The organism is Qipengyuania sphaerica (assembly GCF_019711595.1).
GTDB classification, from domain to species: domain Bacteria; phylum Pseudomonadota; class Alphaproteobacteria; order Sphingomonadales; family Sphingomonadaceae; genus Qipengyuania; species Qipengyuania sphaerica.
The window spans coordinates 864,618-878,715 of record NZ_JAIGNR010000001.1; the positions used below are offsets into that span (position 1 = coordinate 864,618).

Annotated in this window: 13 protein-coding genes; 6 read left to right on the plus strand and 7 right to left on the minus strand. The window is 63.2% G+C overall.

The annotated features are described in order from the left end of the window. Positions 1-6: 6 nt before the first annotated feature. The gene (locus K3178_RS04350; RefSeq protein WP_221570138.1) at positions 7-1,185 is read left to right on the plus strand and encodes a carboxynorspermidine decarboxylase; all 1,179 of its coding nucleotides are present in this window, start codon (positions 7-9) and stop codon (positions 1,183-1,185) included. Positions 1,186-1,373: 188 nt separating this feature from the next. Next, positions 1,374-2,576 carry a type III PLP-dependent enzyme gene (locus K3178_RS04355; RefSeq protein WP_221570139.1) on the plus strand — a complete coding sequence of 401 codons (1,203 nt, stop codon included), beginning with the start codon at positions 1,374-1,376 and terminating at the stop codon, positions 2,574-2,576. Between the two features lie 12 nt (positions 2,577-2,588). Here K3178_RS04355 and K3178_RS04360 read toward each other — a convergent pair whose 3' ends face one another. From K3178_RS04360 to murI, 7 genes are all read right to left on the minus strand, one after another. Then, positions 2,589-3,698, minus strand: a complete 1,110-nt coding sequence (locus K3178_RS04360; protein WP_221570140.1) for a serine hydrolase domain-containing protein — start codon at positions 3,696-3,698, stop codon at positions 2,589-2,591. Between the two features lie 90 nt (positions 3,699-3,788). Continuing rightward, a complete protein-coding gene (locus K3178_RS04365; protein ID WP_221570141.1) occupies positions 3,789-4,577 on the minus strand; it encodes a hypothetical protein in 789 nt (262 codons plus the stop codon). Positions 4,578-4,661: 84 nt separating this feature from the next. Further along, a complete protein-coding gene (locus K3178_RS04370) occupies positions 4,662-5,105 on the minus strand; it encodes a hypothetical protein (RefSeq protein ID WP_221570142.1) in 444 nt (147 codons plus the stop codon). A gap of 182 nt (positions 5,106-5,287) precedes the next feature. Further along, positions 5,288-5,980, minus strand: coding sequence for a nitroreductase (locus tag K3178_RS04375; protein ID WP_221570143.1), 693 nt, complete (start codon positions 5,978-5,980; stop codon positions 5,288-5,290). Between the two features lie 60 nt (positions 5,981-6,040). Further along, positions 6,041-7,027, minus strand: coding sequence for a hypothetical protein (locus tag K3178_RS04380; RefSeq protein WP_221570144.1), 987 nt, complete (start codon positions 7,025-7,027; stop codon positions 6,041-6,043). Positions 7,028-7,153: 126 nt separating this feature from the next. Then, positions 7,154-8,374 carry a 5-aminolevulinate synthase gene (gene hemA / locus K3178_RS04385; protein ID WP_221570145.1) on the minus strand — a complete coding sequence of 407 codons (1,221 nt, stop codon included), beginning with the start codon at positions 8,372-8,374 and terminating at the stop codon, positions 7,154-7,156. Positions 8,375-8,483: 109 nt separating this feature from the next. After that, positions 8,484-9,278, minus strand: coding sequence for a glutamate racemase (murI, locus tag K3178_RS04390; protein WP_247713507.1), 795 nt, complete (start codon positions 9,276-9,278; stop codon positions 8,484-8,486). A gap of 113 nt (positions 9,279-9,391) precedes the next feature. Between murI and plsY the strand changes: the two genes are divergently transcribed. The 4 genes from plsY (at position 9,392) to K3178_RS04410 (ending at position 14,058) form a co-directional block, all read left to right on the plus strand. After that, on the plus strand, positions 9,392-9,991 hold the full coding sequence (gene plsY, locus K3178_RS04395; protein ID WP_221570146.1) for a glycerol-3-phosphate 1-O-acyltransferase PlsY: 600 nt from the start codon (positions 9,392-9,394) through the stop codon (positions 9,989-9,991). Continuing rightward, positions 9,988-11,103, plus strand: coding sequence for a DNA-processing protein DprA (dprA, locus tag K3178_RS04400; RefSeq protein WP_221570147.1), 1,116 nt, complete (start codon positions 9,988-9,990; stop codon positions 11,101-11,103). The genes plsY and dprA overlap by 4 nt, the downstream gene beginning before the upstream one ends. 226 nt (positions 11,104-11,329) lie before the next feature. Next, a complete protein-coding gene (gene topA, locus K3178_RS04405) occupies positions 11,330-13,876 on the plus strand; it encodes a type I DNA topoisomerase (protein ID WP_221570148.1) in 2,547 nt (848 codons plus the stop codon). After that, entirely contained in the window at positions 13,876-14,058 is a 183-nt protein-coding gene (locus K3178_RS04410; RefSeq protein WP_221570149.1) for a hypothetical protein, read from the plus strand. Before topA ends, K3178_RS04410 begins: the two co-directional genes overlap by 1 nt. Positions 14,059-14,098: the final 40 nt, after the last annotated feature.

A 14,098-nucleotide genomic window follows, 5' to 3' on the forward strand; every position in this document is an offset into this window, starting at 1 on the left:
GCTGCCATGGAAACCAAAGCCGGCGATCCGGGCGCCTTCGCCCATTTCGATCTCACCCGTGTCGACAGCCCCGCCTTCGTGGTGGATGCGGCGAAATTGCGCGCCAATTGCCAGGTGCTGGCGGAAATCCGCGACGAGGCGGAGATCAAGGTGCTCTCCGCGCTCAAGGCATTCAGCATGTGGAGCGCGGCGCCGATCATCGGCGAATATCTCGACGGCGTGTGCACTTCCGGCCTGTGGGAAGCGCGGCTGGCGAGCGAATTCTACGATGGCGAGATCAGCACCTATTGTGCCGCCTACAAGCCCGAGGAACTGGACGAGGTCTGCCGCCTGTCCGACCACGTCATCTTCAATTCGCCCGGCCAGATGGAGCGCGCCGCGCTGATCCTCGAGAACGCCCGCGCATCCGGGCAGGACTTCGAAGTCGGCCTGCGCATCAACCCGCAGGTGCCGACCGGCGAGGTGCCGCGCTACGACCCTTCCAGCCCCGGCAGTCGGCTCGGCTTCCCGCTCGACCAGCTGACGCCCGAAATCATGGAGCATGTCGAGGGCATTCACTTCCACAATCTGTGCGAACAGGATCTCGAGCCGCTGATCCAGACCTGGGATCGCGTGTTCGATGCGATCGAGCCTTGGTTCGGCCAGCTCAAATGGATCAACATGGGCGGCGGCCACCATATCACCCGCGCCGATTACCAGCGCGAGGAACTGGTCGAATTCCTCAAGGACGCCAAGGACGACACGGGCGCGGAAATCTACCTCGAACCGGGCGAGGCGGTGGCGCTCGATGCGGGCATCCTCGTCGGCACGATTCTCGACACCGGCTTCAACGGCGTGCCTGTCGCCATCGCCGACGTGTCCGCCACCTGCCACATGCCCGACGTGATCGAAGCCCCCTATCGCCCCGCCATGCTGGGCGAGGCCACCGACCACGAGACCCCCGAAGTCCGCATTGGTGGCCCCTCGTGCCTCGCGGGCGATGTCATCGGCGATTACCGCATTCCCGGCGGTGCCGAGGTAGGCAAGCGTTTCGCCTTCCTCGACCAGGCGCATTATTCGATGGTCAAGACCAACACCTTCAACGGCGTGCAGCTTCCCAGCATCTACATGTGGGACAGCGATACCGACCAGCTCGAGCTGGTGCGCGAGTTCGGCTACGAAACTTTCCGCGACAGGCTGAGCTGAAGCTCGGCCCACCCCGTACAAGGCCCGCCGCATCCCGCGAAAACTTGCGTATTGCATGGTGCATATTCACTTGCGTTTCATGACACAGGATTTATATGCGCGCCTCCTGCTGCCCCAAGGGGACTTCCTAACCGCAAGGCAGCTTGTCGTTTCATGGTCCGCAAGGACCGTTTAGGGGGTCCCTTGAGTTGCAGCATTTTCCTGACGCCCGGTCCGTAGTTCGCGCCCTCGCGCCCGACGAACCCGTTATCCTGAATCGCCCGCATGCCGCTGCGCGCGCTGCCCGCTTCTTCGTGGAGAAGTTTCCGGGCAAGTCGCTCTATGCGGTAAAGGCGAATCCCTCGCCCGACCTCGTGCAGATCCTGTGGGACAGTGGCGTCACGCATTACGACGTCGCCTCGATCGCCGAGGTGCGCATGGTGCGCTCGGTGCTGCCCGATGCGACGCTGTGCTTCATGCACCCGGTCAAATCGCCCGGCGCGATCCGCGAGGCCTATTTCAAGCACGGCGTGAAGACCTTCAGCCTCGATTCGTCGGAAGAGCTGCTGAAGATCGTCGAGGCGACCCGCGGCGAGGATGGCGAACCCGCTTCCGACCTGCGCCTTTGCGTGCGCCTGCGCGTCTCGTCCGAGCATGCCGCGCTGAGCCTTGCTGCCAAGTTCGGCTGCGACCTGACCGAAGCGCCAGCGCTGCTTCAGGAAACCCGCCAGTATGCCGACTGGCTGGGCGTGTGCTTCCACGTCGGTAGCCAGGCGATGAGCCCGTTTGCCTATGTGCAGGCATTGGACCGCACGCGCGCTGCGATCGCCCAAGCTTCGGTGGTCATCGACATGGTGGACGTGGGCGGGGGCTTCCCCTCGGTCTATCCGGGCATGGAGCCGCCGCCGCTCGAAGACTATTTCAAGATCATCCACCAGCACTTCTACGCGCTGCCGATCGCCTATAACGCAGAGCTGTGGTGCGAACCCGGCCGCGCGCTGTGCGCCGAATACAGCAGCCTCGTGGTCAAGGTGGAAAAGCGCCGCGGCGAGGAACTCTACATCAACGACGGCGCATACGGCGCGCTGTTCGATGCCGCGCACGTGGACTGGAAATTCCCCGTCCGCGCGCTCGAAGACGACCTGATCAAGCCCGAGATGGACTTCGCCTTCTACGGTCCGACCTGCGACGATGCCGACTACATGCCCGGACCCTTCGCCCTGCCGGAGGACATCCAGGCAGGCGATTACATCGAGATCGGCATGCTCGGCGCCTATGGCGCGGCGATGAAGACCGACTTCAACGGTTTCGGCGCGGCAGAGCGCATCATCGTGACCGACGAGCCGATGGCAAGCCTCTACGACGGCAGCCGCACGCTTCCGGCGGCGGACAACGTGGTGAGCCTGCGGTAAGAGATATTCCGCTTACTTTCCGATGTTGTCGGAAAGCGAGACGAAGTATTCCTCCACTCGTTCATCGCCGAACAGGCTGCCGACGATCCTGACCATCACCCGGTGGCCTTCTGCGCCATTTGTGAGTGCGATCACTCCGCGCCTGGCTACCGGATCGTAGATGGCCAGCGATGCTTCGCCGTGATCGCCGCCGGAATGCTGCATGATGGTGCGATCGCCCCAGTCATGGACGAACCAGCCAAGGCCCCAGCCTTCGTTTTCCGGACAGAATTCAGCTGCCTCGGCGCTCCCGTCGCACCGGAAATGCTCCTGGTAGGAGTGGACGATGGTCGACTGCAACTGGCGCAGTTCGGGCGACACATCGTCGCCTTCGAAGACCGACAGCATGAAGCGCGCATATTCACGCGGTGTGGTGCGCAAATCGTCGCTGGCAACCGGCTCCTGCCGGATGGCATTATGGACCGCTTCACCTGCCTTGTAAGGCACGGCGAGGTGTCCCCGCCATTTCGGCGCGACGGTATATCCTGAAAGAGGCATGTCGGCGGGATCGAAAACCAGCTCCTGCGCCATTGCCTCGAAATCGCGGCCGGTTGCGGCAGCGACCGCTTTCATCATCCACTCGTAACCTTCGCCCGAATATCCCGTCTTCGTATCGGGATCGCGCGAAAACTGAAGCACCCCGTCCGTCTGGTAGCGCCAGTTCGTAAAGCCTGTGCGGTGGCGCATGACCAAATCGGGCGTCAGCATGCGGATACGCGGATCGTCGGCGACGTCCTTTTCCACATGATGATCCGCCAGGGGCATGTCGAGCGAGACATCTCCCTTTGTTGCGAGGCGCAGGACCACTTCTGCCGTGACCGGCTTGGTCAGCGAAGCGACATTGTACAGCGTCTCATCATTTGCCGGAAAGCCCCAGCTTTGCTGGCCGTACTGGCGAACGAACGCGATCTCGCCGTTTTCGATGTAGGCGACACCCACGCTGGGCACGTCGTATTTGGCGAGCAAAAGCGGTGCTTGTTCGTCCAGCCAGATACGCTTTTCCGGTGCACTGGCCGGTGCGGTTTGCGCGCCAACAGGTGTAGCTACGGCAATCGACAATGCCGCGATAAACTTCGACTTCATGACCCCTCCATCAAGTGTGGCGCTGACCTAATACACTATGGTGGGGAGTTCAACCCGGAAGTTCGTGGGTTCGACGCGCAAAATCTTCCGTTAGTTGCCGAAGCGGAGCAGCACCTGCGCACCGGCGCCGAGATCCGGGCTGCCGTCTGCTAGGCCGGTGTAGGCATAGCCTTGCAACCGGAGGCTATCGCTGAGCTTGTGCGTGGCCGAGCCGGTCAGCTCGCTGCGGTTGGGGGCGTCGGGCAGCGATCCGTCGCGCCAGTCGTAGTCGAGGCCCCAGGTGGTGTCGCCGTTCATTAGAAACAGGCTCGCGCCTCCCAGCCACACGTCCCGCAGTGCGAAAGTGTCGCTGCTGCCGTTGAAGCGGCGGCCCGCGCGCACTGCGGCGCTGACATCACCAAAGACCTGCATCAGCTCGCCCTGCATGGTGAAATCGGTCGTGCCCGTACCGAGCGATTTCTCGGTCGATGCCGTGGGCAGCTTCACCTTGCCGGTAGCGTCGAAATAGGTCGCATCGGACAGGGCAAAGGAATAGGTCGCCGCCGCAGTAATATCTCCCAGTCCAGAGCGGGTTGCGGTTTCCACCGGATCACCGCCTCCGCCGCCCCCGCGGCCCGGACCGCGTACGCCGCCATCGCCAGGGATCACGCCCGTGGGACCGTCGACCGTCACCCAGGGAACCGAAACGCGGACACTGAAGTCGCCCGATTTAACCTTCACCGAGACGGGAACGGCGAGCATGGTGGTATCGACATCCTCGCCATAATCGCCGCTGGAATAATCGGCGCCGACACCGACCTGGACATAGTCCTGGGCCGATACGGAGTGGGGAAGAGCGAAAGCGGACACGGCTAGAGTGCCGGCAACGAGGCGGTTCATCGGGTCATTCCTGAAAATGATGGAGCACTTGCCGGCCGGCGTCCTGAACCGCCGACCGGCATCGCGCGAATTATGCGGGCTGGATCAGCCGCCGCGGCCGGGGCGTTCGGGACGCTCGGGCTTTTCGGGCTTTTCCGGCTTCTCGGGCTTTTCCGGACGCTCTGCGCGTTCGGCGCGCGCGACGCGCTCTGCCTTTTCGTGGGTCACGATGGCGCGTTCGCCTTCGACCTTGGTCACCGTGTGGCGATTGCCCGAAGGCGTCTCGACGGTGTGTACCCAGCCGCCGGTTTCGACCGTCTCGTACTGTTCGGCGCCGTTTTCATCGAGGATGGCATTGCCATCTTCATCGACGATGAGGACTTCCTCGACGATCGCCTCGCGTGTCACGATGGCACCGTTCTTTTCGGTGGTTTCGACTTCGGTACCTGCGTCGGTACCGGTGTCGACATCGTCCTGCGCCATCAGCGCCGGAGCAGCCACAGCCAGTCCGAATGCGGCCGGAATTGCGGCCAGTGTCAGTTTCTTCATTATACAACCCTCCATCGAGCCTTGGCGCTTACCTGGTGCTCGCGCCTGTCACTCGTTCGCCTACCGATCTTAAATTCGGGCCAATAGGCAAGGTTAGTTCGGCAGAGCGAAAAACCCGCGCGGCGAGTGGTGGCGGCTGTCGTCCCGCCAGCAACGAAGGTTAATTTGGAGTTGCCGACCCGTCAGTCGAAACCGACGAAGCGGGCTGCCTCGTCAACGCTGCGGCGCGTGATTTTCACCGGGTTCGCCGGGAAATCCTCGTCAGGCCAGCCCATGGCGACGGCTTTCATGATTACCTGATCGTCGGGAATGCTGGCGTGCTCGCGTACGACGGGCGACTGCATGATGCCTTGCGAATTGATGACGCAGCCAAGGCCGCGGCTCCACGCGGCGTTGACCAGCGCGGTGGTGACCGCGCCGCAATCGAAGGCCGTATCGTCGCTGTCGGACAATTCCTTGTCGTAGGTGACGATTACGCAGACCGGTGCGTCGAACTGGCGGAAGCCGCGCAGCACCCAGTCCTGCCGCTTTTCTTTGTCGTCGCGCTCGATGCCCATGGCCTCGAACAGCTGGACCGCACAGCCGATCTGGCGCTCGCGATGCTTGCCCGCAAAGGGGTGCCCTCGCCGGAACTCGCGGCTGTCGGGGACGCCGGCGAGGATATTCTCGGTATTGCCCTTGCGGATCCGGTCGAGCGGCTCACCCGTGATCACGTGGAAATAATAGGGCTGGGTGTTCATCGAGGAGGGCGAACGCATCGCCATCGTGAGGATTTCCTCGATCAGCTCGCGCGGCACGGGCTTGTCGAGATAGCCGCGGATGCTTCGCCGCCCGAGCACAACCTCGTCGTATTTCTGGTCTGGATTGCCGCTCATGATTTCTCCGCAAGATTTGGGCCGCCCAACCGGCGGCCCATGTCTCGGGGTTTAAGCGGGTTAGCGACGCAACAGCAAGACACCTGCGGAGAAGACTTCGCTATCGTCTGGGCGCCGGTCGGTAACGGTGTAGGATACCGCCATGGTCCGTCCCTGGGGACCGAAGTACCATCCGCCGAATTCGCCTACCACGACATTCTCCGCGTTCACGACGAGGCCGGAGAAGTTCGTCTCGCTACCATCGATGGTGGTTTCGCCGGTGTAGCGGCCAATGTCCGTGACCACATCGGAACGCATCCCGCCGACGAATTCGTAGCCCTTGAGATCGATGCTGAAGCGCACCGTGCCAGTGGCCGGGTCGCCAAAGCCTTCGGCGATGGTGGGAACAGCGGAATACTGTACGGTCGGGCCACCACCGCTTCCTGCGTTCTGAACGATTCGCAGGATTGCGGCCGTGGAAGATGTCACGAAATTGACCGAGCTGGCGGGAACGTCGGTGAGGACCGTCGGCACGCCCAGCGCGCAAATCAGATTGATGAACCCGGTATCCGAAGGGCTGAAGAGCGATGCGAGGCGCGTGTATTCCAAATCCGTATCGCTGACTCGCGGCACGAATATGCTGTAACGCTGGGTGCGTCCCGTGCCGTCGACGAACGAGTATCGCTGGCTGGTCGCCGTCGAACTCGATTCGAGGTTTTCTGGCGTGAAACTGAGCGATCGCTCTCCTGCAAAGCCGATGTTTGCCACGGTGATATCATAAGACGGGCCGCTGCGATCGGACTGGATTGCGACCGTGTTACCGAACGGAAATCCCCCAAGCGGGACCGGTTGTCCGCTATAAGATTCTTCGCCCGCGCAGGTGGTTTGGAAATTCTGGACCCCGGTGAGATCGGCGAACTTTACATAGGTGGCTGCCGGAGGCGGTGGAGGCGGCGGCGGCGGAGCCGGCGTGGGTCCACCTGTCGACGGGCCCGAAGAATCGCCGCCACCACAGGCCGACAGCAAGCCCAGCGCGACGACCAGGCCAAATGATGTTATGGTTTTCACTGAGGTCCCTCCAAGAATTGGAGAAATGTTTACTGCCGGTTTTCAGGAAGTCTCAGCGCATATTTTTGCATAGATACGATTTGCGCCCAATAGGCCGGAATGGTGGCTAAAACGCCACAATACAGATCAGGCAGCTTCGGCCAGTTCCATGTCCATCCGGTCCCAGATCTCGACCAGAGCGGCGACCAGCTCGTCCATCATCTCCGCCGTGTGGGCAGGTCCGGGCGTAAAGCGCAGGCGCTCGGTGCCGCGGGGTACGGTGGGGAAGTTGATCGGCTGGACGTAAACACCGTATTCGGCGAGCAAGATATCGCTGATCTTCTTGGCGCGAACCGGATCGCCCACCATCAGCGGGACGATATGCGTGGTGCTGTCCATCACCGGCAGCTTTGCCGTGCGCATCTTTTCCTTGAGCAGGGCGGCTGCGGCCTGCTGGGCATCGCGTTCCTCGCTCGAGGACTTGAGATGCTTCACGGCTGCCAGAACGCCCGCCACCAGCACGGGGCTGAGCGAGGTGGTGAAGATGAAGCCCGGCGCGTAGCTGCGGATGCAGTCGATCACGCGCGTGTCGGCAGCGATATAGCCGCCCATCACGCCGAATGCCTTGCCCAGCGTACCTTCGATGATGTCGATGCGGTGCGCGGCTTCGTCACGCTCGGAAATGCCGCCGCCGTGTTCGCCATACATGCCGACCGCGTGGACTTCGTCGATATAGGTCAGCGCGTTGTACTTCTCGGCGAGGTCGCAGATTGCGTGGATCGGGGCGACATCGCCATCCATCGAATAGACGCTCTCGAAAGCGATCAGCTTGGGCGTGTCCTCGTCCTCGGCAGCGAGCAGATGTTCGAGGTGGTCGAGATCATTGTGGCGGAAGACGCGCTTCTCGCAGCCCGAATTGCGGATGCCGGCGATCATGCTGGCGTGGTTCAGCTCGTCGGAGAAGATCACGCAGCCGGGCAACAGCTTGGCGAGCGTCGACAGAGTCGCGTCGTTGGAGACATAGCCGCTGGTGAACAGCAGCGCGCCGTCCTTGCCGTGCAGGTCCGCCAGTTCACGCTCGAGCTCGACATGGAGGTGCGTGTTGCCGCCGATATTGCGTGTGCCGCCCGAGCCTGCGCCGACATCGTGCAGCGCCTTTTCCATCGCTTCGATCACCTTGGGATGCTGGCCCATGGCGAGATAGTCGTTCGAGCACCACACGGTGATCGGCTTGGGGCCGTTATGCCCGTGGAAGCAGCGCGCGTTGGGGAAGGCGCCCTTGTTGCGCATGATGTCGATGAATACGCGGTAGCGGCCTTCCGCATGGAGGCGCCCGATCGCTTCGTCGAAGATCTGGTCGTAGTTCACGTGTGGTCAGCCACCGTATTGCGCCGCCCGTCCGCGGCTGTCTTGCCGCAGCGCAATAATTAAAAGCGCTCCGCATTTCCACCGCGATCTTTGCGAACGATTCGCAAGATTAGAAGCGTTTGAGCGTCGAGATTCCGTGCCGTTCGAAGGCAGGGGCGAGCCGTTTGAAATCGCCGATCTCGCCCGTCGTGACCGCGAAACTCTTGCTGAAGAAGCCGAACTTCTGTCCCTCGAGCAGGTGGGCGATGCGCCGCGCGATGCCCTCGGCGCCGTGGACGAAGGTCACATCCTTGCCGAATGCCTCGCGCAATTCGGGTTCGAGCAGCGGGAAGTGCGTGCAGGCGAGCACGACCGTATCGAGATCCTCGCCGCCGACCTGCAACACCAGACCCGAGGCGGCCTTGGCGACTTCGTCGACGCTGACTTCCTCGCCGCGTAGCTTCCTCTCGCCCAGCGCGACAAGCTCGTTCGCCCCGTAACGCAGCAGCTTCTTGCCGCGCGCGAATTCCTTTTCGAGGTCGTCGACATATGCCTGGCGGACGGTGGCCTTGGTGCCGAGCAGGCCGATAGTGCCGGTCTTGGTAATCTGCGCAGCGGGCTTGATCGCGGGCACTGTCCCGACGATCGGCACTTCCAGAACCTCGCGCACCATGCCGAGCGCGATGGTGCTGGCGGTATTGCAGGCAATGCAGATCAGGCGCGGATCGTAACGTTCCGCCATCCGTCCGAGCAGGCCAGAAACGCGCGCGGCGACCTCGGCCTCGCTCTTCTCGCCATAGGGCAGACCGGCGATATCGGCAGCATAGATAACCGGTGCCTTGGGCATCAGTTTGCGCAGCTCGGCGAGAACGGTCAGCCCACCAACACCGGAATCGAACATCAGGATGGGGGAATTATTCGTCAAAGCTCCAAATCCGTTCGGGCTGAGCTTGTCGAAGCCCTGCTTTTCACTTTAGACTTACCGCTAGAAGAAAGTGCAGCCCTTCGACAAGCTCGGGGCGTACGGTGGGGAAAGTTATGCCAACGGAAATAACCATCAACGTGCTGTGGGCGGCGCTGCTCGGCTATGCCTTCGGCTCGATTCCCTTCGGCCTCATCCTCGCGAAGCTGGCGGGCAAGGGCGACATCCGCCAGCAGGGCAGCGGCAATATCGGCGCGACCAACGTGCTGCGTACCGGCAGCAAGGGGCTTGCCGCGGCGACGCTTCTGCTCGACCTTGCGAAGGGGCTGGTGCCCGTCCTGATCGCCAAGGAACTGTTCTGGCAGGACATGGGCTGGACCGCGCTGTTCGCAGTGATCGGCCATTGCTTCCCGGTCTGGCTGGGCTTCAAGGGCGGCAAGGGCGTGGCGACCAATGCGGGCGTGTGCTTCGGCCTCGCCTGGCCGCTTGGCGCGGTTTACGCGGTGGTGTGGCTCGGCATGCTGGCGATCACGCGTATCAGCTCGCTTGCCGGGATGAGCGCGGTGGTCGCCGCCACGATTGCCGCCTGGCTGTTCGGCTGGCCCACTTTCGTCAAGGTGCTGGCGCTCATCGCCGTAATCGTCATTTTCCTCCACCGTGAAAACATCAAGCGCCTCGCTGCCGGGACCGAACCGAAGGTCGGCTCCAAAGGGTGAACGAAGCCTCGCATCCGGTCGCTGCCCCGCTGACGCAGGAAGAAGCCTTCGCGCGCATCCGCCTGCTGCGCTCGCCCAATATCGGGCCGGTTAGCTATGCCATGCTTTTGGCGCGCTTCGGCAGTGCGGCTCAGTCGCTCGAGGCCTTGCCCGACCTCGGCAAGCGGGGAGGCCGGCAATATCGCGCCGCCCCTAGTGACCGGATCGAGCGCGAAGTCGATGCGGTCCGTTCGGCGGGAGCGAAATATTTGTTCCACGACCAGCCCGACTATCCGCGCCTGCTTGGCGAAATCGACGGCGCTCCGCCGATCCTGACCTGGCGCGGGGATCTGTCGCTGGCGACTAAGCCCTGCGTGGCGATGGTCGGCGCGAGGAACGCCAGCGCGGCAGCGGTAAAGTTGGCGCGCGATTTCGCCAAGGGACTGGCGGATGCGGGCTTCACCGTGGTCTCCGGCCTCGCACGCGGGATCGACGGCGCGGCGCATGAGGGCGCGATGCCGAGAACCATCGGCGTGATCGCCAGCGGCATCGACATCGCTTACCCGCCGCAGCACACCGATCTGCAGGAGCGGATCGCGAGCGAAGGCCTGCTCCTCGCCGAACAGCCTCCCGGCACCGAACCGCGCGGCAGCCACTTCCCGAGCCGCAACCGCATCATTGCGGGGCTCGCGAGCGGCACGCTGGTGGTGGAAGCGGCGGTCAAGTCCGGCAGCCTCATCACCGCGCGGCTGGCAGGCGAGGCAGGGCGCGAGGTCATGGCGATCCCCGGCTCCCCGCTCGAAGCGCGCAGCCACGGATGCAACCACCTCATCCGCGAAGGCGCTGTGCTGGTGCAATCGCCCGAGGATGTGGTGGAACTGCTGACGGGCTTCGACGGCCAGCCCCGCTCGACCTTCCGCGAACCCTCGCAGCAATTCGATTTCGAACCCTCCGAGATGGCCGAGGCCGAACCGGCCGACATCGCCTCGCTCCTGACTACCGCGCCGGTCGCCATCGACGAACTTATCCGCCAGTCGGGCGAAAGCGCGGCGGCGGTGCAACTGGCGCTGCTGCAGCTCGAGATTGCCGGTCGGCTGGAGCGGCATGCTGCGGGGCGGGTATCGCTCGCGTGATTGACTTCGGGCGTAACCCTTATGGGTGATGTCAAATCGAAAAACCTGCCGCAGACAGCTCACGCGACCCGAAGGGCTTGTAACCGAAAATGACAGGCTCTCGACTTGAATACCCGGGCTGCGCTGCCGCGTGGTCCGGGTTTTTTCCCGCTTGACGCCCCTGAAACCCGATCCCCATTTTCGCGCGTATACGCACGTACACACGTAAGGGACGTCCCAGACCGCAATGCAACTCGTCATCGTAGAATCGCCGGCCAAGGCGAAAACCATCGAGAAATACCTCGGCAAGGACTTCAAGGTTCTCGCCAGCTACGGCCATGTCCGCGACCTGCCGCCCAAGGATGGCAGCGTGCGCCCGGACGAGGATTTCGCGATGGACTGGGAGCTCTATCGCGACAAGCAGAGCCGCTTCAAGGAAATCAGCGACAACGCCAAGAAGGCGACCCGCCTCGTTCTCGCGACCGACCCCGACCGTGAAGGCGAAGCCATCAGCTGGCATGTTCGCGAACTTCTGGCCAAGCGCAAGGCGCTGCCCGAGAAGGTCGACCGCGTCACTTTCAACGCCATCACCAAGCAGGCCGTCACCGATGCGATGAAGGCCCCGCGCGAGCTCGACCAGGATCTGATCGACGCATACCTCGCCCGCCGCGCTCTCGACTATCTCTATGGCTTCACGCTCTCGCCAGTGCTGTGGCGCCGCCTGCCGGGTGCGAAAAGCGCGGGCCGCGTGCAGTCGGTCGCGCTGCGCCTTATCGTCGACCGCGAGATCGAGATCGAGCATTTCAAGGCGGACGAATACTGGTCGGTCCTCGCCAAGCTTGAGCAGGACGGCACCGAGTTCGACGCGCGGCTGGTCAAGTTCGACGGCAAGAAGCTGCAAAAGCTGACGCTGGGCGATGAAGGCAGCGCCAAGGCCGCCAAGAAGGCGGTCGAGGATGCGCGCTTCACGGTCGAGGAAATCGAGACCAAACCGCTGAAACGCAGCCCCGCGCCGCCGTTCACCACCTCGACGCTGCAGCAGGAAGCCGCGCGCAAGCTCGGCTTTTCCGCCAGCCACACCATGCGGCTCGCCCAGTCGCTCTACGAGGCGGGGCACATTACCTATATGCGTACCGACGGCGTGCAGATGGACGGCAGCGCGATCGATGCCTGTCGCAAGGCCATCGCCGACCGCTACGATGCCTATTATCTGCCCGACAAGCCGCGGTTCTATGCCACCAAGGCCAAGAACGCGCAGGAGGCCCATGAGGCGATCCGCCCGACCGATTTCAAGCGCGACCGCGCCGGGAGCGGGGACGAGGGCCGGCTTTACGACCTGATCTTCAAGCGCGCGATGGCAAGCCAGATGGCCTCCGCCAATCTTGAGCGCACCACCATCACCCTTCGCGACGGCACCGGCAAGCACGAGCTGCGCGCCACCGGACAAGTGGTGAAATTCCCCGGCTATTTCGCCGTCTACCAAGAGGGCCGCGACGAACCCTCGGAGGATGACGAGGACGGCCTGCTTCCGGTCGTCAACAAGGGCGACAGTCCGCTGAAGAAGGCGGTTGAGGCCAACCAGCACTTCACCCAGCCGCCGCCGCGTTTCAGCGAGGCGAGCCTTGTTAAGCGGCTGGAAGAACTCGGCATCGGGCGGCCTTCGACCTATGCCTCGACGCTCCAGACTTTGCGCGACCGCAACTATGTCCGGATGGAGAAAAACCGTTTCTTTGCAGAGGAATCGGGGCGTCTTCTCACGGCGTTTCTGGAACGCTTCTTCGAGCGTTACGTGTCCTTCGACTTCACCGCCGGCATGGAGGACGAGCTCGACACCGTTTCCGACGGGCGAGAGGAGTGGAAGAAGCTGCTCGCCGACTTCTGGCGCGACTTCAAGCCGAAGACCGAAGAGATCATGGAGAAGAAGCCCTCGGAAGTGACCGAGGTGCTCGACGATTTCCTCTCCGACTATCTTTTCCCCGAACGCGCCGACGGCAAGGACCCGCGCCATTGCCCGCTGTGCGAGACAGAGGGCCGCGAAGGCGGACGGCTGGCCTTGCGCGGTGGCCGCTATGGCGCTTTCGTCGCCTGCGCCAACTATCCCGAATGCACGTTTACCCGCCAGTTCGCCAAGCCCGGCAGCGAGGGCGAGGACGGCGCGAATGACGGCGTGATGGGCGAGGATCCGGACACCGGTCTTCCGGTCGAACGAAAGACGGGCCGCTTCGGCCCCTATGTCCAGCTGGGCGAGGGCAAGGACGCCAAACGCGCGAGCATTCCCAAGGACCTCGACGATTTCGACCTCGAATGGGCATTGAAGCTGCTGGGCCTGCCCCGCATCGTCGGCGCGCATCCGGAAACTGGCAAGGAGATCGAGGCCGCCATCGGACGCTACGGCCCCTACCTGCGCCATGACGGCAAATACGGGAAGCTGCAGAACACGCGCGAAGTGTTCGAAGTCGGCATGAACCGCGCGGTCGACATCCTCGCGCAGGCCGCCAACCGCAAGGGCGGCGGGCGCGGCAAGGCCGAACCCATCAACACTCTCGGCGAACACCCGACCAGCGGCGGCGAGATCAAGGTCATGCCGGGCCGCTACGGCCCCTATGTCACCGACGGCACCACCAACGCCACGATCCCCAAGGACGTAAAGCCCGAGGACGTGACCGAGGCGCAGGCCATCGAACTGATCGATGCCCGCGCGGCCAAGGGTCCGGCGAAGAAGAAGCGCAAGGCTCCGGCCAAGAAAAAGGCCGCGCCGAAGAAGAAGGCAGCGGCCAAGAAGAAGGCCGACTGATGGGCAAGGAGCGTTTCGAGCGCCACAAGCAACCCTGGACGGGCGAGGAGGCGGGTCAGCTCCGCACCCTCGCCGGCAAGGGTCAGGGCCTCAAACAGATCGCCAAGGCGCTTGGCCGGAGCGAGGAATCCACCAAGGATTTCGCCAAGAAAAACAAGATCAAGGTGGCGAAGAAGCGGTAGAGACGCGTATCGCAATGAGCAAATGGCGTCCGGTTGAAGT